Annotated in this window: 16 protein-coding genes and 1 pseudogene; 5 read left to right on the plus strand and 12 right to left on the minus strand. The window is 71.1% G+C overall.

Translation table 11 applies throughout. The features are described from left to right. Nucleotides 1–117: 117 nt before the first annotated feature. Together ACWC0C_RS07355 and ACWC0C_RS07360 are read left to right on the plus strand one after the other, a co-directional pair. Nucleotides 118–771: an LPXTG cell wall anchor domain-containing protein gene (locus ACWC0C_RS07355; protein WP_450862338.1), complete on the plus strand. Its 654-nt coding sequence runs from the start codon at nt 118–120 to the stop codon at nt 769–771. Nucleotides 772–927: 156 nt separating this feature from the next. Further along, nucleotides 928–2,102, plus strand: a pseudogene (locus ACWC0C_RS07360) (glycoside hydrolase family 26 protein). Nucleotides 2,103–2,321: 219 nt separating this feature from the next. Here ACWC0C_RS07360 and murJ read toward each other — a convergent pair. Genes murJ through ACWC0C_RS07380 form a run of 4 tightly spaced genes read right to left on the minus strand, consistent with a single transcriptional unit; the run spans nt 2,322 to nt 6,873 of the window. After that, entirely contained in the window at nt 2,322–4,058 is a 1,737-nt protein-coding gene (gene murJ / locus ACWC0C_RS07365) for a murein biosynthesis integral membrane protein MurJ (protein ID WP_450862340.1), read from the minus strand. Next, nucleotides 4,055–4,216, minus strand: coding sequence for a hypothetical protein (locus ACWC0C_RS07370; RefSeq protein WP_450862342.1), 162 nt, complete (start codon nt 4,214–4,216; stop codon nt 4,055–4,057). The genes murJ and ACWC0C_RS07370 overlap by 4 nt, the downstream gene beginning before the upstream one ends. Nucleotides 4,217–4,222: 6 nt before the next feature. Beyond that, complete coding sequence (locus ACWC0C_RS07375; RefSeq protein WP_450862343.1) at nt 4,223–5,692, minus strand: sugar transferase; 1,470 nt, start codon at nt 5,690–5,692, stop codon at nt 4,223–4,225. Then, a complete protein-coding gene (locus ACWC0C_RS07380) occupies nt 5,689–6,873 on the minus strand; it encodes a glycosyltransferase family 4 protein (protein ID WP_450862344.1) in 1,185 nt (394 codons plus the stop codon). Before ACWC0C_RS07380 ends, ACWC0C_RS07375 begins: the two co-directional genes overlap by 4 nt. A gap of 285 nt (nt 6,874–7,158) precedes the next feature. On the opposite strand from ACWC0C_RS07380, the gene ACWC0C_RS07385 reads away from it, so the two are divergent. After that, nucleotides 7,159–7,452, plus strand: a complete 294-nt coding sequence (locus ACWC0C_RS07385; RefSeq protein ID WP_449195248.1) for a hypothetical protein — start codon at nt 7,159–7,161, stop codon at nt 7,450–7,452. A 158-nt stretch (nt 7,453–7,610) separates the two neighbouring features. On the opposite strand, the gene ACWC0C_RS07390 is transcribed toward ACWC0C_RS07385, so the two are convergent. From ACWC0C_RS07390 to ACWC0C_RS07415, 6 genes are all read right to left on the minus strand, one after another. Beyond that, nucleotides 7,611–7,943: a hypothetical protein gene (locus tag ACWC0C_RS07390; protein WP_449195249.1), complete on the minus strand. Its 333-nt coding sequence runs from the start codon at nt 7,941–7,943 to the stop codon at nt 7,611–7,613. A 94-nt stretch (nt 7,944–8,037) separates the two neighbouring features. Continuing rightward, on the minus strand, nt 8,038–8,367 hold the full coding sequence (locus ACWC0C_RS07395) for a hypothetical protein (protein ID WP_449195250.1): 330 nt from the start codon (nt 8,365–8,367) through the stop codon (nt 8,038–8,040). Nucleotides 8,368–8,426: 59 nt separating this feature from the next. Next, the gene (locus ACWC0C_RS07400; protein WP_449195251.1) at nt 8,427–8,759 is read right to left on the minus strand and encodes a hypothetical protein; all 333 of its coding nucleotides are present in this window, start codon (nt 8,757–8,759) and stop codon (nt 8,427–8,429) included. A gap of 455 nt (nt 8,760–9,214) precedes the next feature. Beyond that, nucleotides 9,215–9,643 carry a hypothetical protein gene (locus ACWC0C_RS07405; protein WP_449195252.1) on the minus strand — a complete coding sequence of 143 codons (429 nt, stop codon included), beginning with the start codon at nt 9,641–9,643 and terminating at the stop codon, nt 9,215–9,217. A gap of 179 nt (nt 9,644–9,822) precedes the next feature. After that, complete coding sequence (locus ACWC0C_RS07410) at nt 9,823–10,677, minus strand: ABC transporter permease (protein ID WP_450862347.1); 855 nt, start codon at nt 10,675–10,677, stop codon at nt 9,823–9,825. Continuing rightward, complete coding sequence (locus tag ACWC0C_RS07415) at nt 10,674–13,325, minus strand: CocE/NonD family hydrolase (RefSeq protein ID WP_450862349.1); 2,652 nt, start codon at nt 13,323–13,325, stop codon at nt 10,674–10,676. Before ACWC0C_RS07415 ends, ACWC0C_RS07410 begins: the two co-directional genes overlap by 4 nt. Before the next feature lie 108 nt (nt 13,326–13,433). Between ACWC0C_RS07415 and ACWC0C_RS07420 the strand changes: the two genes are divergently transcribed. Beyond that, on the plus strand, nt 13,434–13,586 hold the full coding sequence (locus ACWC0C_RS07420; RefSeq protein WP_450862351.1) for a hypothetical protein: 153 nt from the start codon (nt 13,434–13,436) through the stop codon (nt 13,584–13,586). Nucleotides 13,587–13,595: 9 nt separating this feature from the next. Here ACWC0C_RS07420 and ACWC0C_RS07425 read toward each other — a convergent pair whose 3' ends face one another. Further along, nucleotides 13,596–15,062: an APC family permease gene (locus tag ACWC0C_RS07425; RefSeq protein WP_450862353.1), complete on the minus strand. Its 1,467-nt coding sequence runs from the start codon at nt 15,060–15,062 to the stop codon at nt 13,596–13,598. Nucleotides 15,063–15,490: 428 nt separating this feature from the next. On the opposite strand from ACWC0C_RS07425, the gene ACWC0C_RS07430 reads away from it, so the two are divergent. After that, nucleotides 15,491–16,315: a hypothetical protein gene (locus ACWC0C_RS07430; RefSeq protein ID WP_450862355.1), complete on the plus strand. Its 825-nt coding sequence runs from the start codon at nt 15,491–15,493 to the stop codon at nt 16,313–16,315. 60 nt (nt 16,316–16,375) lie between these two features. Here the strand turns inward: ACWC0C_RS07430 and mmsA are convergent, their stop codons facing one another. Next, nucleotides 16,376–17,878, minus strand: coding sequence for a CoA-acylating methylmalonate-semialdehyde dehydrogenase (gene mmsA, locus ACWC0C_RS07435; protein WP_449195258.1), 1,503 nt, complete (start codon nt 17,876–17,878; stop codon nt 16,376–16,378). Nucleotides 17,879–17,883: the final 5 nt, after the last annotated feature.

Consider the following 17,883-nt stretch of genomic DNA (forward strand, 5'->3'; position numbering starts at 1 on the left):
ACGACAACGAGAGTGCGACAGAGCCTGAGCAAGGGATTGGTCGTGGCTGCCGCCGCGACAAGCGCCCTGTCTCTGTACAGCCCATGGGCATTCGCCGACTCCGATCCGTATTCGACGATGACAGATTCACGCGCCGCCGCGATGTCGGCCAACATGGCCGACGACGACGAGGCCGATGAGGATTTCCCGGGTATGGCGAGTGCCATGAGGGCGATCGAAGAGGCGCAGGACGCCGTACGGATGGCGGACAGGGAGACGAGGAGGTGGGCCCCGGAGGCCCCCACCCGTGCGTCCGAGCCACGCCACGAGCGCTCCTCCGGCGGCGGTGACTACGGCGACGACGACGAGAAGTCGAGCTACGGCAAGTCCGGAAGCTACGGCGACGACGAGAAGTCGAGCTACGGCAAGTCCGAGAGCTACGGCGACGACGAGAAGTCGAGCTACGGCAAGTCCGAAGGCTACGGCGACGACGAGAAGTCGAGCTACGGCAAGTCCGACGACTACGGCGACGACGAGAACTGCGGGTGCTACGGCGAGGAGGAGAAGCCCCCGCACCGCCACCACAAGCCCCCGCACAAGCCACACAAGCCGCCGCACAAGCCGCACAAGCCGCATCACCACCACAGGCCGCATCACCACCACCACAGGCCCCCGGAGATGGCCCACACCGGCCCCGAGGGCACCATCGCGGCGGCGGCCGCCGGCGGTGTGCTGCTGGCCGCCGGAACCGTCCTGTACCGGCGGGGCCGCAAGGCCGCTTCCCGTCAGTAGACCACCGGGTGTGTGCCGGGCGGCTCCCGCCCGGCACCCGCCGGTCATCCTTGTGGCCGATCGGCGCCGAGCCGCCCGATTCCATTGGTGCAATGAGCGTATATATGGCGATGTCCCAGTAGTTGGGGCACAGCCGCACCGAAGGAGTGGGCAGTGATGTCCGAGTGCCGCCGATCCCTGAGGCGCGTGGCGTTCGTCGCCGCCGGGCTGTGCGCAGCGGCGGCTTTCATTCCCAGCCCGGTCCTCACGGGCGACACCGCGGCGAACCTGGTTGCGCGACACTGCGCACCGGTGGCACGGTCCGTGCCGCCGGCCGTGTCTTCGAAGGCACGGCCCGCAGGTCCCGCCTCCCTGGCCTGCTCCCCGGCGACGCGCTCGCCCGCCTTCGGCGCGTACCTCGACCACGGCCCGCTCGGCGTGGCGCGATCCAGAAGCTCAGCGACTGGCTCGACCACACCGAGGTGCGCGTGGGGCACACCTCTCTGCCGGGGGACCTGTGGAGCGGCATCGAGGGCGATCACCACGTGCTCGACAGCTGGGCCGACTGGCGGCGCGCGCAGGACGACAAGATCCTGGTGGTCAACGTCCCGATGATGGAGCGCAATGCGGACCACCTGCCGGACGCGGAGGTCGCGCGGCTGCTGCGACGCGCCGCGACGGGCGAGTTCGACCAGCACTTCCGGGTGCTCGCCGAGCGCCTCGTCGCCCTGGGGGTGCCGGACACGATCCTGGTGCCCGGCTGGGAGATGAACGGCACCGGCTACACCCACCGCTGCGGCCCCGACCCGGCCGACTGGAAGACGTACTGGCGGCGCATCGTCACCGTCATGCGCTCGGTGCCCGGGCAGAGGTTCAGGTTCGACTTCACCTCGGACCGGGGCACGGACGCGATTCCGTGGCCGCAGTGCTATCCCGGCGACGACTTCGTCGACATCATCGGCATGGACTCCTACGACCAGCCGGAGGGGATCACGTTCGACCAGCAGGTGTCCGAGCCCCTCGGCCTGCGGTACCACGTCGACTTCGCGAAGTCGCACGGCAAGCCGTTCTCGTACCCCGAGTGGGGTCTGTTCCGCAATGGCGACAACGCGACGTACATGCTGCGCATGCTCGCGTGGATCGACGAGCACAAACCGCTCTACCACACGATCAGCGACTCCTGTCCGCACGGTGTGTGGCTGTGCTCCGCCAATCCCCGGTCGTCCGCCATCTACCGGGCGCTGCTGTCCGAGGGGACCACGCCGACTCCCACGCCGAACCCCACGCCGAACCCGACGCCCGGGCCGTCGGTCCCCACGACGCCGGCTCGCGCTCGATCAGCCGCGGGTTGACGCCACCTTCCTGCCCTCCCACTGCAGCCGGAGGAGTTCCAGCATGGGCCGCACGATGTGCAGCCGGGGCAACGCCAGGTCGCCCACGGGGGCGCGTGCGTCGACCCGGCCGTAGGGATAGCAGAAGCCCTGGACGTCGGCGTCGATGAGCCCGACCGGCCCGCGCTCCCGTCCACGCGAGCCGGCGGTCGAGCCGGGCGGAGGTGTCGGTGATGTGCGTCAACGGCCTTGGAATGCCCCTCGGGTGAGGGAGCGCCGGACGATCTGCGTGGCGCGGGCCAGGACGGTCCGGGTGTCTGCCACGTCGAGAGCCCAGACCAGCGCGAGGAAGACGGCCGTCACGCTCGCGCAGCCCACGGCGACGGCGGCCGGGGGTGAGGCGAACGGCTGCATGCAGATGGCCCCGATTCCGGCGGCGCACAGGGCCGACTTCACCGGTTTGGCGAGTTCGGCGACGATCCGGTGGACGCGCATGGGGACGCTGTGCGCGCCCAGCCCGTGCAGCAGGAGGAGCGCGGTGAGGGTGATGCCGGCGGCGTTGGCCCCGGCGATGCCGCGCGCCCCCCAGACCCCCACGGCCCAGGCGCTGACGCCGATGGTGACGGCCAGGCCCGCGGTCATCGCACCCAGCGGGTACCAGGTGGCGCGGCCCACCGAGAAGTACGACCGCACGAGCGCCCCCACCAGGGTGTGGCCGAGCAGCCCCAGGGCGTACACCCGCATCGTGGAGCCGGTCGCGGCGGTGTCCGCGGCCGTGAACGCACCGTGCTGGAAGAGGAGTTGGATGATCTGCGGCGCGCAGGCCTCGATCACGGCGGTGCCCAGCAGCACGAGACTGCCCACCAGTACGAGGTCCCGCTCGGTCCGCTCCCGGGCCTGCCGCAGGTCGCCCTCGGCGACGGCCCTCGCCAGCACGGGAAAGGTGACCACGCACACCATCAGCGACAGCGACATGGGCAACTGCGCGACTTTCTGGGCGTAGTTGAGGTGCGAGATGGCGCCTGCGGGCAGCGCCGAGGCGAAGTAGCGCTCGACGAACACCTGCGCCTGCCGGAACAGCACGAACAACAGCACCGAGACGACCAGGGCCGGTGTCAGCGGTCGCGGGCCGTCCCCGGCCGCCGCGGGCAGCGGCTGCGGGCGGGGTTTCCCGGAGATCCTGCGCCACAGGGACGGGGCCTGGACCGCGAACATCAGGCATCCGCCGAGCGCGACGCCCAGCGCGGCGGCCCGTACGCCCCAGTACGGGCCGAGGCCGAACAACGTGACGATGATCGCGACGTTGAGCGCGACGGAGATCGCCGCCGGAGCGACGAACGAACCGTGCGCCCGCAGCGCCGCGCTGCAGTACCCCGCCAGTCCGAAGGTCAGCACACAGGTCGCGGTCAGCCGGGTGCAGTCCGCGGCAAGGGACGCGTCGGGCAGGCCGGGCGCGAGGAGGGAGACCAGCAACGGCGCGCCCACGATGAGCGCGAGAGCCGCGGCGGCGAGGCCCAGGCACAGGCGCGGCAGGGAGGCGGCGACCAGCGCGCGCACCGGGTCGCCCCCATCCGACGCGCCGCCCCGCCGGGCCAGTGCCTCGCTGAACGCGGGAACCAGCACGTAGGCCATCCCGGCGTCGATCAGCAGCGTCGCCGCCGTCTCGGCCACCGTCCAGGCCACCAGGAAGGCGTCGGTCTCGGCCCCGGCCCCGAAGAAGTGGGCCAGGGCCTGGTCGCGGCCCAGCCCGAGCAGCGACCCGGCCACGGACAGCACGGCGGAGATCAGGGTGGCCTTCGCGAGGAAGCGGCCCGAGACGGTTCCCTGGAAGGCCTCCTGCGCCGTGGCCGCACCGGCGGCGCGACGGGTGCCGGCGGCCGGGGTGTCCGCCGGGTCGTAGTCGTGCGCCGGGCCCGGATCGGGCACCGGGTGCGCGGGGGTGTCCGTGTCCAGGGCCGCCGGGGGCGTGGGTCTCATCGCGGGATCTCCGACGAGGCCCGAGCCGTGGCAGCCGCCGCGCCGGGAGCCAGGGCCACGGCCGTCAGGGCGATGTCGGGGCCGCCGATGTCGGAGTACAGGTAGTGGGTGATGCGGGTCGGCGCCGCCGGCATCGAGACCGTCGGGGACGTGCTCACCGGCACTCAGCCCCCCGTCGGCCGTACGAACAGGGCCGCCCGGCGCACCAGAATGCAGACGTCCTGCCACAGCGACCAGTTGTCGATGTAGGCGTTGTCGTAACGGCACCGGTCCTCGATCGAGGTGTCGCCGCACAGCCCATGGATCTGGGCGAGCCCGGTGATGCCGGTCCGCATCCGGTGGCGCGCCGGGTAGCCCGGGTGTGCCTGGCTGAACTTGGTGACGAAATAAGGCCGTTCGGGTCTCGGCCCGACCAGGCTCATGTCACCGCGCAGGACGTTCCACAGCTGGGGCAGGTCATCCAGCGAGGTGCGGCGCAGGAACCGGCAGAAGCGGCTCATGCCGTACTCGTCGGCCAGGCTCCAGCGGGTCGCGGCCTCGTGCGCGCTGGCGGGCCGGTGGGTGCGGAGCTTCAGCATGGTGAACGGCCGCCCGTCCTTGCCGATCCGTTCCTGCCGGAACACCACGCCCGGTCCCTCGGTGATCCTCAGGCCGACCGCGCACACCAGCAGCACCGGACCGGCGAGCAGCACAAGCGCACCGGAGAGCACCACGTCGAGCACCCGCTTGCCGAGGCTGTCGCGCCGCGCCGAGCCCGGACTGAGCAGCCTGCGGGAGAACCCCACGAGGTGTCCCGCCCGCCCGCGCCGCCCGCGCCGGGCGTACGCCGGCGGGTCCGCGTCGAGTTCCCACAGGACGCATCCGAACGCGGCGAGTTCCCGGAGCAGCGGGGCCCTGCGCGACCGGGTCGCGGGCCCCACGACGAGCACCGTCTCCACACCGTTCCGGATGAGCGCGCGATGTGCCTCCTCGCGCGTGGTGAGGACCGGCAGCGAGAGCCGGGCGGCGGAATCGGGGACGTGGTCCAGTGCGTCGGTGACCAGGCCCACCGGCCGTGTTCCGCATCCCGGGCGGCGCTGCAGCGCGGCCGCGACCCGCGTGATCGCCGGCAGCGGCCCCACCACCAGAGCGGGCCGGGGCCGGCGTCGGAGCTGCCGGCGGCGCCGCCCGTGCACGGCTTCGCGGCCCACGCAGGCCACCAGACAGTGCACGGCGCAGGCGGTGCCGAGCACGGTCAGCGGCAGCTGCCGCAGCGGGGAGAGCGCCACGACGACGGCCCAGCCGACGGCGACGCGCCAGCAGACGGCGGGCAGTTCCTCGAGTGCGCCGGGGACGTCCGAGGTGTCGTAGAGCAGGGCCCGCCGGTTCAGGCCGATCACACACAGGCCCAGGAAGGCGAAGGCGATGAGCAGCGGGTACCGGTGACCGCCCGGCACGACCAGGGCGGCCAGCAGGGTGCCGTCGGCGTCGGCGATCAGCAGGGGTGTCCAGGAGATCCGCCGCGGGCGACGCGGGCCACGCCCGGAACGCAGCCCCCGCCCGGTGGCGGCGCCGGGCGGGGCGAGGAGCGGGACGGCGCGCCCCGCCACCCGGGACCGCCCGGCGGGACGGGGAACGGTGCTTTCCGCAGTCATGTGGTGATGGACTCCCTGCTCTGGTTGGGGACCACGACCGGCGTGGTGACAGTGCCGAGCAGTTCGCGGTACACGTCGATCACCGCGTCCGTGGTCTGCCGTACGTCGTGGGCGGCGAGCACATGCGCGCGGCCCTGCGCGCCCAGCGCCGCGCGCAACGGTGCGCGGCGCAGCAGCGCCGTCAGCGCCCGGGCCAGCAGGTCGGGGTCCTCCGGCGGCACCAGGCAGTGCGGCACATGGCCGGGCGGCAGGCTCTCGCGCGCTCCGTCCACGTCCGTGACGAGGATCGGCCGGGCGCACGCCATGGCCTCCAGGGGGACGAGCGCCATGCCCTCCCAGCGGGACGGCAGGACCACGACGTCGGCGGCCCGGTACCAGGGGGCGACGTCGGGTGCCGGGCCGGCGAACTCCACCGATGCGGGCGCGAGCGCACGCAGCCGGTCCGCGTCCGGGCCGTCGCCGACCAGCACCAGCTGGGCGGCGGGCAGCTGCCGCAGCACGGCGGGCCAGGCCTCCAGGAGCACGTCCTGGCCCTTCTGGCGGCACAACCGTCCCACGCAGACCACGAGTGGGCCCGCTCCGGACCGGGCGATGCTCCCTTCCGGCCGGAACCTGCAGGTGTCGACGCCGTTGGGGATCACGCGCCACTGGGCGGTGATGCCGTTCTGCTCCCCGGTACGCTGCTCCGCCTCGCTCACGCACAGGACGCGCGTCGCCCACCGCGCCCCGAACTGCTCCCACCGCAGCGCCGCCTGGGCCATGACGCCGTCCGCGGCCTCGAACGACCAGGCGTGCGGCTGGAAGACGGTCGGTACCCGGCCGCGCACGGCGAGCCGCACCGCGAGCCCCGCCTTCGCGCTGTGCGCGTGCAGCACGTCGGGGCGGACGTCGCGCAGCAGTCGCGCCAGCCGCCCCACCTCGCCGGGAAGGTGCGGCCCCGGTGAGGGGGTCGCGTCCCAGGGCAGCACCCTGCAGCCCGCCGCGCGCAGTGCGTCCGTCAGCGTGCCGCCCCGCGGGCAGGCCACGGTGACGCGCAGGCCCGCGGCGAGCTGTGCCGCCGCCAGGTCCGTCACGAACCGGGCGACACCGCCCTCCACGAGCTGGGTGACGTGCAGGACGTGCGGCTCGCGTGCGGCGGGCCGCGTCGCACGGCGCGGGACGGAACCGAGGGGAATGCGCATGACCGAGCTTCCCTTCCGAAGAAACATTCCGAACCCGTCACAAAGCGTATGAACCGAGGTTCGGCATAAACACATCGGATTCAGTAGGCAACACTAGCCTCTTATCCGTCTATTTCTGGGAAACCGTCAACTGTGTCGGAAACACGGCCACGTTCAGAGGAATAATCCGATAAACAGGTTGCCAGGTCATTCCGGATGTATGAGTTCCGGAAACTTGCCGTCCGCGGAGTTTCCCGCCGCGTCCCTCTCTCGTTAGCCCAGCGGGAGCGAGACGAAAGGAACCCAATGAAGAATCTGAAGGCTGCCGCCCTCATGGCCGGCGCCCTGGCCCTCGCCGGCGCCGCGGCCCCCGCTGTCGCGGCGGACATGCCGGGGCAGGGCCTCCTGGAGGACGGGAAGACGGTCGCCCGCAGCATCCCGAACGCAGCCGACATCCCGACGGGTGAACTGTCCAGCGACGTCAAGGCCACCGCGGACGGCGTGAAGAAGTCCGGCGTCGTCAAGACCCCCGTTTTCGGCGGCACCCTGCCGAACCCCCTCAACGGCAAGCCCCCCGCCGCGCTTCCGGTCATCAAGTAGAAGACGTACCCCCGCCGGGCCGAACAGGCCGGCTCCGCTTGTCGCGGAGCCGGCCTTCGTCGTATTCCTCAAAGAGGCTCGATATTTCAGAGAAAGAATTCGGGGAAAAACAGATGGCGGCCCGCCGAGCGTCGGCGGGCCGCCAGGCTGGGGGCTGCTCAGAACAGCAGACCGCCGGTGTACGAGCCCAGCTGCGACTGGTCGACCGGCGCGGTGTTGCAGGCAGCGTAGTGCGAGTTCGGCGCAGCGACACCGGCGCCGCCGAGGACGCCGACGGAGCCGTTGGACCACGGCGCGATGCAGCGGCCGTCGACCAGCGAGCCGTTGGAGACGACGAGGCCCTGCTGAGGGGAGTTCACGACGACCGGGGACTCCGAGAAACCGTTGCCGCCGGTGACGGTGGTGGTGTTGTCGTCGGCCGCAGCGGCGCCACCGGCCGCCAGGACGAGGCCCGCTGCCAGGACGGACAGGGCCGTAACCTTCTTACGCATAGATGCGCCTTTCGGATGGGGAGGGGCAGGTCGGGCGGGAACGTCTGCCGACGTCCCCGCCCTACTCCGGGATGGTTCGGAGCGCAAAGGGGGCTCAGAAGAGCAGGCCGCCGGCGTACGGAGCCTTCTGCGACTGGTCGACCGCCGCGGTGTTGCAAGCGGCGTAGTGCGAGTTCGGCACGATGGTCGCGGCGCCGCCGAGGACGCCGACGGCACCGTTGGACCACGGCGCGACGCAGCGCAGGTCGACGAGCGTGCCGTTGGAGACGACGGCGCCCTGCTGCGGGGCGTTCACGACAACCGGGGACGACGAGAAACCGTTGCCGCCGGTGACCGTCGTGCAGTTGTCGGCTGCGGCAGTGCCGGCGGCCGCGAGGACGACGCCCGCGGCGAGGGCGGAGATGGCCGTAACCTTGTTACGCATGGAGTGTCCTTTCCGGACTGCGAGGGGGTTGACCTGCTCGGAATGACTCGAAGCAGGGCTCAGAAGAGCAGGCCGCCGGCGTATGGAGCCTTCTGCGACTGGTCGACCGCCGCGGTGTTGCAAGCGGCGTAGTGCGAGTTCGGCACGATGGTGGCCGCGCCGCCGAGGACGCCGACGGCACCGTTGGACCACGGCGCGATGCAGCGGCCGTCGACGAGCGAGCCGTTGACGACAACCACCCCCTGCTGAGGGGCGTTCACGACGACCGGGGACTCCGAAAAGCCGTCACCACCAGTGACGTTGGTCGTGTTCGTGTGGGCGGAGGCAACACCAGCGCTGCCGCAGAGCGCGCTAAGGGCGAGTGCAGTGACGACCGCGAACTTCCTGGTCAACTCGGTTCCTTCCTGGATTCACGGTAAGCCGCGCTTACATAGCAAGAAACCGAAATATGTGGCGAAAAGTCACGCGGACAACGCCCAGGAGAGCTGGATTCCACCGGATGGCGCAAGCGGTGCCGTGAGCCATTCACCCGGACGCACGCGCCGGAATATCGCCGACGTGCGTCCGGCCCACTGGCAAGGAGGAGTTCCAGTGGGCCGGACAGGCTTGAGACGTATTTCCGCCGGCACGCATCAGGCGCCGGGCGGGTGCGGAGCTACTGGTCCGGCTGCGGCCTGTCGGCCTGCGGCTTCGAGGCGCCGGACAAGGGTCGTACCAGGGGCCACCGGACCGGGCCGTCCCGCGGCACTGCGGCGTCGGCCGCGGGTCAGGGTCTCCGGTGGACCAGAACCGGATCAGAGTTTCAGAATTCCGGTCCCATCTCTGTCTCGCGAACAGAGGGGCGGCATCACGCCTGGTTGTTGTTGAGCAGGCCGCCGACACCGGCGCTGGTCGGCCCATTCAGCGGGTGGAGCTGAACGGATCCGGTGCCGAGCGGATTCTTCACCGGAATTGCGGGCTTCTTGTTGCCGGCCCGGCCCATTCCATCCAGGTATACGCCGGAAACCCTGGCCGGCTTGTATGTGCCGGTGACTTTCGACGCCTGGTTCTCGTCGAACGCGCTGCCCGACGTGATGTTGCCCTTGCGGGCCACCCGCATCACCGTATCGGCGGCGGGAACAAGCGCCGGAGTCACCTCGGTCTGGGACATGAGGCCGAGCGGGCCGGTTTCGTGGGCAGGTCCTTTGGCAGTGGCCGAAGCCGCCACGGCGGAGCCACCGACGAGGCCCGCACCGATGGCCAACGCCGCAGTTGTGAAAACTGCCTTCTTCATCATTCACCTCACTTGAAGTTACCTCTGATCCGACAGATGCAGAACATAGCAGTCCGCAGTCCGCGCAAAGCGAGGCACTACTCCATACGCGTGAATGAAAAGGAGTGAAGAAGCGCATTACTCCGGTTTCCCCGGAGCTATTCACATGTGGTCGGCGAATCGATTGATCCTATTAAAGAAAACTATGACACCACGTCTTTGCGGGCGAATCCCCGGAAAGCCAGGGCGAACAGCACCAGGGCGTAGGTCAGGGAGATCGCGGTGCCCTGGATCATGCCGGACCACTCCGGGTGCGGCTGGACGGTGTCCGCCCAGGCGAACTGCCAGTGCGCGGGCAGGAAGTCGCGCCAGTCGCCGAGCGCGGTGACGGCGTCCAGGACATTGCCGACGATGGTGAGGCCGACCGCGCCGCCGACCGCGCCGAGCGGGGCGTCCGTCTTCGTCGACAGCCAGAACGCAAGCCCGGCGGTGACCAGCTGGGAGACGAAGATGTACGCCACCGTCACCGCCAGGCGCTGCACCGCCGTACCGGCCTCCAGCGCGCCGCCCGTCGGGATCTGCAGCGGACCCCAGCCGTACGCCGCCGTACCGGCCGCGAGGGCGACCACCGGGAGCAGGATCATCGCGGCGAGGCTCAGCCCGAGCCCCACGACGAGCTTGGACCACAGCAGCCGGGCGCGGGGTACGGGCGCGGCGAGGAGATAGCGCAGGGAGGACCAGCTCGCCTCCGAGGCGACCGTGTCCCCGCAGAACAGGGCGACCGGGATCACCAGCAGAAAGCCGGCCGAGACGAACAGGTTCACCGCGGCGAAGTTGGCGCCGGACGCGGTGGCCGTGTCCATCAGGGTGATCTGGCCGTTGCGGCTCGACGGATCGCCGCCGATCGCGAAGGCGATCAGCAGCACGAACGGCAGCAGGGCCAGGATGCCGCCCATGATCAGGGTGCGCCGCCGCTTGAGCTGGCGGACCAGCTCGACCCGCAGGGGCAGGGTGTGCCGCGTCGAGAAGCCGGAGGCGACCTCGGTGAGCGTGCTCATGCTGAACCTCCGATCAGGGTGAGGAAGGCGTCTTCCAGGCGGCGGTGCGGGCCGACCGAGGCGACGGGCACCTCCAGCCGGACCAGCTCCACGACCAGCCGCTCGGCCTTGCCGCCCGGGTCCAGCCGGATGAGCAGTCCGTCGTCGGTGCGCACGGCGGAGGCGACGCCGGGCAGTGCGGCCACCTTCTCCATGACCGGCTCCTCCACGGGTGTGGCGGTGCCGACTAGCAGGGTGTCGCCGGAGCCGATGATCTCGCCGACCGGGCCGGCCTGGACGAGCCGGCCGCGGTCCATCACCACCAGGTGCGTGCACGACTGCTCGACCTCGGCGAGGAGATGGCTGGAGACGATCACCGTACGGCCGGCGGCCGCGTAGCGGATCATCACCTCGCGCATCTCGCGGATCTGGGGCGGGTCGAGGCCGTTGGTGGGCTCGTCGAGGATGAGCAGGTCGGGCAGGCCCAGCATGGCCTGGGCGATGGCCAGGCGCTGGCGCATGCCCTGCGAGTAGGTGCGCACCGCGCGGGCGAGCGCGTCACCGAGCCCGGCGATCTCCAGCGCCTCGTCCAGGTGCGCGTCCCCGGGCGGGCGGCCGGTGGCCCGCCAGTACAGCTCCAGGTTCTCCCGGCCGGACAGGTGCGGCAGGAAGCCCGCGCCCTCCACGAAGGCGCCGACCCTCGACAGCACGGGCGCGCCGGGCCGGATGGCGTGGCCGAAGACGCGGATCTCGCCGTCGTCCGGGGTGATCAGGCCCATCAGCATGCGCAGGGTGGTGGTCTTGCCCGCGCCGTTGGGTCCGAGCAGGCCGAGCACCTGGCCCTTCTCGACCCGAAAGGACAGCTCGCGCACCGCGTACCGGTCGGTGGACTTCGCGTACCGCTTGCTCAAGTCCTTGATGACCAGCGGGACTTCGGCCAGCTCCGGGTCGGGCGCGGGGCCGGCCGTACGGCGGCGGGCGGTGAGCAGCAGGGCGAGCGCAACCGCCGCGCCGGCGACCGGCAGCCACCAGACCCAGGCGGGCAGGGGCGCCGCGGCGGTGGTGACGGCGGGCGCCGTCGGCACGCTCAGGTCTCCCTTGAGGGAGACGGTGTAGGTGGCCGGCGCGGCCGGTGAGGCGTAGCCGAGGTCGGTGGAGGCGAGGACCAGGCGGAGCCGGTGGCCCTTTTGCACCTCGTGGTCGATCGCCGGGAGGGTGACGGTGACGTCCTGGCCGGCCTTGGCGCCGGTCACCCGGAAGGGGGCGACGAGCTGGGAGGGCAGGACCTGCTGGGTGCCGTCGGGGCCGACGTCGTAGACCTTGCCGAAGAGGACGGCGTCGGCCGCGGTCGACGTGACGTGGACGGTCGCGGTCGGGGTGCCGGTGATCTGCAGGTCCCGGGTGAGCGGCGCGGAGTCGAACCTGGCGTACTGGCCGGGGAAGTCGAGGGAGACGCCGATGCCGAGCGCGGACAGCTGGGTGAGGCCGCCGCCGGCGCCGCCGAGGCCGGGCAGTGCGGAGATACCGGGCGGGCTGGCGCCGGCCGGGTTGGTGACGTGCTGGGTGCCGCCGGTCAGGGCGATGCCGCGCGGGTGGTCGCGCAGGCCGGGGTAGGCGGTGGCGCTCGCGCCGCGCAGCAGGGCCCTGCCGTTGGTGGAGTCGACGCCCCCGGTGCGGGTGATCCGGAAGGCCGGGCCGGTGCGGACGCTCTCGTCACCCTTCAGATAGTGGTCGAACCACGCACGCACGCGTGTCTGCACCCGGCCCGTCTCCATGTCGCCGCCGTCATGGCCGCCCGCGATCCAGTCGACGTCCACGGGAGCGCCGTTCGCCCAGATCGCCTTGTGGGCCGCGTCGGACTGGCCGAGGGGGAACAGGGAGTCCGTCTGGCCCTGCAGCAGCAGGGTGGGCACCTTGATGCGGGAGCCTACGGCGGACGGCGAGCGCTCTTCGAGGAGCCCGCGGGCGGCCGCGTCCGGGGTGCCGGACTGGGCGACCCGGTTGTACATCCGGCACAGCTCCGGCTCGAAGCGGGCGCAGCCGCCGCCGGTGTTGAGGAAGACGCCGGCCCACAGTTTCTTGAACACGCCGTCCGGGAACAGGGCGTCGGCGAGGTTCCAGTAGGTGATGGCCGGGGCGATGGCGTCGACCCGGTGGTCGTACCCGGCGGTGAGCAGGGAGATCGCGCCGCCGTAGGAGCCGCCGGCCATGCCCACGCGCGGGTCGCCCGGTTTGTCGAGCCGGACCTCGGGCCGCTTCGCCAGCCAGTCGATGAGCCGGGAGGCGTCGGCGACCTCGGCCTTCGGGTCGTTGAGCCCGATCCTGCCGGTGGACTTGCCGAAGCCGCGCGCGGACCAGGTCAGGACCGCGTATCCGTGCCGGGCCAGGTCCTCGGCCTGCGGGCGCATGTCGGCCTTGCTGCCACCGAAGCCGTGGGCCAGCAGGACGGCGGGGTGCCGTCCGGCGCCGGCCGGGGTGAAGAACGAGGTGTCCAGGCGCACCCCGTCGACCGCCATGACCTGGTCGCTCGCGTGCACCGGCCGCGGGTCGTCGGAGGCGACGGCCGTCCATGTCCCCACGCCGGCGAGCACCACGACAGCGGCCGCGGCGGCGAGCAGCCGGCGCGGCCCCTTGAGCAGCCCTCGCACGGAGGGCACCCGAAGATCCATGTCCTCAACGGTACGGGCCGCCACCGACAACCGACGCGCCCGCCGGGTTGAACCCCGGGCCCTCCCTGGGGAGTACGGGTCTGCCCGGGCGTACTTCGGGCGTGGTACGTGGAGCGGCTGGCCGCGCTGGCCCGGGAGCGGGGCTGCTACGGCATGTGGGTCGGGGTCGACGCCGGAAACGACGTCGCCCTTGCCGCCTATCGCAGTGCGGGCGGCAAGGACGACGGGATGTGCACGGTGCTGACGTGGGACTTCGCCTGAACCGGCGGGTCAGGCCTGGGCGCCCTCGGTGAGCGGCGCGGCCGTGCCGACCGGCGCGCCCTCGGCGGCCTGCTCCTCCTCGGCGGGCCGGACGTCCTCCGGGAGGGACACCAGCCAGCGGGTCTCGCGGCGCGGGCGGAGGTAGAAGGCCCAGTAGAGGGTGGCGACGGCGGTGATGCCGCCGGTCCACAGCAGGTACGACGGGTCCTGCTCGACCAGGATGTAGACGAGGACGGCGATCAGCAGGACCGGCATCGCCGGCCACAGCGGCATCCGCCATGCCTTCCTGGTGCCGTGGGCGCCGCGCCGGGCGAGCAGCGCGGCGATCGCGACCAGCAGGTACAGGCCGGTGACGGCGACGCCGGTGACGCCGTAGAGGGTGTCCAGGTTGACGAAGCAGAGGAACGCACCGGGGACGCCGACGACGAGGGTGGCGACCCAGGGGGAGCCGAACCGGCCGAGCTTGGCGAGGGCGTTGTTGACCGGGGCGGGCCAGGCCTTGTCGCGGGCGGAGGCGAACAGGACCCGGGAGTTCTGGATGACCATGACGATGCCCGCGTTGATGATCGCGAGGGCGACGCACAGGCTGACGAAGGTGCCGACGGCGGAGTTGCTCCAGGCGATGACCATGCTGGAGATGTCGCCGCCGGTCAGGTCCTTCAGGTCACCGGCGCCCAGGGTGATCGCCACCACCGGCACCAGGATGACGACGCTGGAGATGGCGAGCGTCGCGAGGACGGTACGGGCGACGCTGCGCCGCGGGTTCTCCAGTTCCTCGGAGAGGTAGATGGCGGTGGAGAAGCCCTGGGTGGCGAAGAGGGCGATGGCGAGCCCGGAGAGGACCATCATGGCCGTGACCGGGTTGACGTGCGCGTGCTCGCCGGCCACCTGGAGCGAGCTGACCAGGCTGCCCGCACCGCGGTGGGAGTGGGTGAAACCGAGCACCGCGACGACTCCGGCGGCGACGACCTCCAGGACCAGGAAGACGCCGGTGATCCAGGCGTTGGCGCGCAGGTCCAGCAGACCGGCCAGGGTGGCCGCGATCATCACTCCGGCGCCCGTGAGGGACGGGTCGAGGTGGACGACCGGGGCGAGGTAGTCGGCGGTGCCCATCGCGATGACCGGAGGGACGATCATCACGACGAGCAGTGACATGACGAAGGCCAGCCAGCCGGCGAGCCGCCCGGCCAGGGTGGAGACGATGGCGTACTCGCCGCCGGCGCTGGGGATGAGCGTGCCCAGCTCCGAGTAGCAGAACGCCACGGGGATGCAGAGCAGCGCGCCGATGGCGATACAGAGCGCCGTCGCCGTGCCCAGGCTGGAGAACAGGTCGGGCACGATCACGAAGAGCGTGGAGGCGGGCGTGACACAGGACAGCGTCAGCAGGGTGCCGCCGACGACACCGATGGAACGCTTCAGCCCCGGGGAGGGGGCCGTCGCGGGGTCGACCACGGACTTCTGGAGCGTGTCGGTCATACGGCGGTTCCGATCGACTCGAGCGGCTGAGGTGGGGACGGGAGCGCTATCGCCTCCGGCGGATCGTCGTACGTTCATCTCGTCCGCTCCCGGCGCTGCATAGGGAACCCCGACGAAAACCATCGCGTCAATGGCCGTTTACCTTCGGAATCCGCACTTGCGGAGAGGCCCTCACCGGATCACATTCCCAGGCCGTGAAACCCTATAGAGGCATCCATCAAGCCACAGCCGAATGTGACCTTGCTTTCCAAGGCAATCTGCGCATCATCCCTTCGTCGCCCGTTTCATCCCGCCTGAACGGGAACCGCAGCCGACGTTTCAAAAAAATGTCAGCCGTCCGCTATCCGGACTGGTGATGCGGTCGCGTGCATGTCAGTGCGGCGGGATAAGGTCGCCGCTCACACAGGACACACAGCTTGGGGTGGGACATGAAGATGCGGCACACGGCCGCGTGGGTGGGCTTCACCGCGGCGGCGCTGGTGGCGGCTTCCGGCTGCGGCACACAGGGCGCGAAGACGGCCGTCAAGGCGGTCGCCAAGGCCGACCAGGCGATGGCGGCGCTGACCCGGGCGACCGACCGCACGGAGGCGGTGGGGTCGGCCCAGGTGCGCATGACGACCGACACCGGCACCAGCGGCCCCGTCGCCATGGAGGGCACCTACTCCTGGGGGCACGGGTACGCCTTCGACGTCCAGATGGACACCAGGGCCGCGAACATGCAGGCCGTGAACCACTCGCCCAAGACCCACTGCCTGTTCGTCGACGGCGTCTACTACTACGACGTCGACCGGTTCCCCTCCGGCCCCTACCAGGGCAAGGACTGGATCAAGATCGACGGTTCGGCCTTGTTCGGAAAGAAGGGCGCCCAGGCCTTCACCGGGGACACCGGCAGCCCCTCGGCCTCCATGAAAGGTCTGAAGTACGCCAACGACGTCCAGGACCTGGGCGCGCAGACCGTGGACGGAAAGCGCACCACGCACTACCGCGCCGTCCTCGACTCGGCGCACCTGGGCAAGTTCAAGGACGCCTTCGGCAAGGACAGCGCCCTGCGCGAGGCGACGGGAACGACCTCGATCGTCATGGACGTGTGGGTCGGCTCCGACGACCTTCCGGTGCGGCTGAAGCAGAAAATGGGCACCCTGACGGTGACCATGGACTTCGAGAAGTTCGGCAAGGCGGTCACCGTCAAGACACCGCCCGCCGGGCGCGTCGCCGACCTCACCGACGTGATCGAGAAGCGCCGGCAGCACTGAACGCACCGGTGCCCCGCCCTCTCCCACGCGGAGGACGGGGCACCGTACGGCTGCTACGGCTCAGTGGTTGCGCGGGAAGCCCAGGTCCACGCCCGCCGGGGCGTCGGCCGGGTCGGGCCAGCGGGTGGTGACGACCTTGCCGCGGGTGTAGAAGTGCGTGCCGTCGTTGCCGTAGATGTGGTGGTCGCCGAAGAGCGAGTCCTTCCAGCCGCCGAAGGAGTGGTAGCCGACGGGGACCGGGATCGGGACGTTGACGCCGACCATGCCGGCCTCGATCTCCAGCTGGAAGCGGCGGGCCGCGCCGCCGTCCCGGGTGAAGATCGCGGTGCCGTTGCCGAAGGGGGACGCGTTGATGAGCGCCACACCCTCGTCGTAGGTCTCCGCGCGCAGCACGCACAGCACCGGGCCGAAGATCTCGTCCTGGTACGCCTTGGCGCTGGTCGGCACCTTGTCGAGCAGCGAGATGCCGATCCAGTGGCCGTCCTCGAAGCCCTCGACGGTGTATCCGGTGCCGTCGAGCACCACCTCGGCGCCCTCGGCGGCGGCACCCGACACATACGAGGCGACCTTGTCGCGGTGGGCAGCGGTGATCAGCGGGCCCATCTCGGACGCCGGGTCGTTGCCGGGACCGATCTTGATCTTCTCGGCGCGCTCGCGGATCTTCTCCACCAGCGTGTCGCCGATCGCGCCGACCGCGACGACGGCCGAGATCGCCATGCAGCGCTCGCCCGCGGAGCCGTAGGCCGCGCTCACGGCGGCGTCGGCGGCCGCGTCCAGGTCGGCGTCCGGCAGGACCAGCATGTGGTTCTTGGCGCCGCCCAGGGCCTGCACACGCTTGCCGCTCGCGGAGGCCGTGGTGTGGATGTAGCGGGCGATCGGGGTCGAGCCGACGAACGACACCGCCTTGACGTCGGGGTGCTCCAGCAGCCGGTCCACCGCCACCTTGTCGCCGTGCACGACGTTGAAGACGCCGTCCGGGAGACCGGCCTCGGAGAGCAGCTCGGCGATCCGGATCGACGCCGACGGGTCCTTCTCGCTCGGCTTCAGCACGAACGTGTTGCCGCACGCGATGGCGATCGGGAACATCCACATCGGGACCATCGCCGGGAAGTTGAACGGCGTGATGCCGGCGACGACACCGAGCGGCTGGCGGATCGCGGCCACGTCGACGCGGCTGGCGACCTGCGTGGACAGCTCGCCCTTCAGCTGGACGTTGATGCCGCAGGCCAGGTCGACGATCTCCAGGCCGCGCGCGACCTCGCCGAGCGCGTCGGAGTGCACCTTGCCGTGCTCGGCGGTGATCAGCTCGGCGATCTCGTCGCGGTGCGCGTCGAGCAGCGCCCGGAACCTGAAGAGGATGGTGGTCCGCTGGGCCAGCGAGGACTGGCCCCAGGTGGTGAAGGCGTCCTTGGCGGCCGCGACGGCCGCGTCCACCTCCTCCACCGACGCGAACGCGACCTTCGTGGTGACCGCGCCGGTCGCCGGGTCGGTGACCGGCCCGTACGTGCCCGACGCGCCTTCGACGGTCTTCCCGCCGATCCAGTGGTTGACGATCTTCGTCATGCCCA

The organism is Streptomyces sp. NPDC001709 (assembly GCF_053596375.1).

Bases quoted from the DNA above. Each gene is read 5' to 3' on its own strand.
- ACWC0C_RS07415 (WP_450862349.1), bottom strand. From the start codon at position 13,325: ATGGATCTTCGGGTGCCCTCCGTGCGAGGGCTGCTCAAGGGGCCGCGC.
- ACWC0C_RS07375 (WP_450862343.1), bottom strand. From the start codon at position 5,692: ATGACTGCGGAAAGCACCGTTCCCCGTCCCGCCGGGCGGTCCCGGGTG.
- ACWC0C_RS07390 (WP_449195249.1), bottom strand. From the start codon at position 7,943: ATGCGTAAGAAGGTTACGGCCCTGTCCGTCCTGGCAGCGGGCCTCGTC.
- ACWC0C_RS07380 (WP_450862344.1), bottom strand. From the start codon at position 6,873: ATGCGCATTCCCCTCGGTTCCGTCCCGCGCCGTGCGACGCGGCCCGCC.
- ACWC0C_RS07425 (WP_450862353.1), bottom strand. From the start codon at position 15,062: ATGACCGACACGCTCCAGAAGTCCGTGGTCGACCCCGCGACGGCCCCC.
- ACWC0C_RS07405 (WP_449195252.1), bottom strand. From the start codon at position 9,643: ATGATGAAGAAGGCAGTTTTCACAACTGCGGCGTTGGCCATCGGTGCG.
- ACWC0C_RS07385 (WP_449195248.1), top strand. From the start codon at position 7,159: ATGAAGAATCTGAAGGCTGCCGCCCTCATGGCCGGCGCCCTGGCCCTC.
- mmsA (WP_449195258.1), bottom strand. From the start codon at position 17,878: ATGACGAAGATCGTCAACCACTGGATCGGCGGGAAGACCGTCGAAGGC.
- murJ (WP_450862340.1), bottom strand. From the start codon at position 4,058: ATGAGACCCACGCCCCCGGCGGCCCTGGACACGGACACCCCCGCGCAC.
- ACWC0C_RS07355 (WP_450862338.1), top strand. From the start codon at position 118: ATGACAGATTCACGCGCCGCCGCGATGTCGGCCAACATGGCCGACGAC.
- ACWC0C_RS07410 (WP_450862347.1), bottom strand. From the start codon at position 10,677: ATGAGCACGCTCACCGAGGTCGCCTCCGGCTTCTCGACGCGGCACACC.
- ACWC0C_RS07395 (WP_449195250.1), bottom strand. From the start codon at position 8,367: ATGCGTAACAAGGTTACGGCCATCTCCGCCCTCGCCGCGGGCGTCGTC.
- ACWC0C_RS07430 (WP_450862355.1), top strand. From the start codon at position 15,491: ATGAAGATGCGGCACACGGCCGCGTGGGTGGGCTTCACCGCGGCGGCG.